This is a genomic window from Corynebacterium sp. TUM25020, from assembly GCF_056388495.1.
The window spans coordinates 1-1,233 of the sequence record NZ_JBWJFG010000021.1 but is presented as its reverse complement, the minus strand read 5'-3'; the positions used below and the strand labels follow the sequence as shown (position 1 = coordinate 1,233).

Genomic DNA, 1,233 nt, shown 5'->3' with positions numbered 1-1,233 from the left:
GACCGCGTGTTTACCTCCCGCGATGGTGAGGAGCTGCGTCTGCACGGCCGTTCCCTGCTGTTCGTGCGTAATGTTGGTCACCTGATGCAGAATCCGGCGATCTTGGATCAGAACGGTGAGGAGATCTTCGAGGGCATCATGGATGCCGTTATTACTTCGGCTGCTGCGATCCCGGGTCTGGATGAGAACAACCCGCGTCGTAACTCCCGCAATGGTTCGATCTACATTGTGAAGCCGAAGCAGCACGGCCCGGATGAGGTTGCGTTCACCAATGATCTGTTCGGTGCTGTGGAGGATCTGCTGGGTCTGGAGCGGTTCACCTTGAAGGTTGGTGTGATGGATGAGGAGCGTCGTACCACTGCCAACCTGGATGCCTGCATTGCGCAGGTTAAGGAGCGCCTGGCGTTTATTAACACCGGCTTCCTGGATCGCACTGGTGATGAGATCCACACCTCTATGCTGGCTGGTCCGATGGTGCGTAAGGCGGATCTGCAGACCGCGCCGTGGAAGCTGGCTTACGAGGACAACAATGTGGATGCTGGTCTGGCGCACGGTCTGCCGGGTAAGTCGCAGATCGGTAAGGGCATGTGGGCCAAGACTGAGCTGATGGCGGACATGCTGGCGCAGAAGATCGGCCAGCCGAAGGAAGGCGCGTCTACCGCGTGGGTTCCGTCCCCGACGGGGGCAACCCTGCACGCAACCCACTACCACGAGGTGGATGTCTTTGAGGTGCAGGACAAGCTGCGTACCGAGGGTCGTCGTGAGACGCTGGGTGACATCCTGACCATTCCGGTGGCGGAGTCCGCTGACTGGTCTGACGAGGAGATCGCCGAGGAAATTGATAACAACTCCCAGTCCATCCTGGGTTATGTGGTTCGCTGGGTGGAGCAGGGTGTGGGTTGCTCTAAGATTCCGGATATCCACGACATCGATCTGATGGAGGATCGCGCTACTTGCCGTATTAACTCGCAGCACTTGGCTAACTGGCTGAAGCACGGTGTGGTGAACGAGGAGCAGGTTCTGGAATCTTTGCAGCGTATGGCTGTAAAGGTAGATGAGCAGAACGCTGGTGACGCGAACTACCGCAACATGGCTCCGAACTTTGATGAGTCGGTGGCTTTCCAGGCTGCGAAGGATTTGGTGTTTAAGGGTCTGGAGCAGCCGGCCGGTTACACTGAGCCGATCTTGCATGCCCGTCGTTTGGAGTTCAAGGAAAAGAACGGCATCGCCTAA

The 1,233-nt window shown here is 57.6% G+C and carries 1 protein-coding gene; it reads left to right on the top strand.

What is annotated here, in order from left to right:
* The coding region (locus AC05K6_RS10170) for a malate synthase G (RefSeq protein ID WP_476728470.1) at nucleotides 1-1,233 on the top strand (1,233 nt) is incomplete at its 5' end.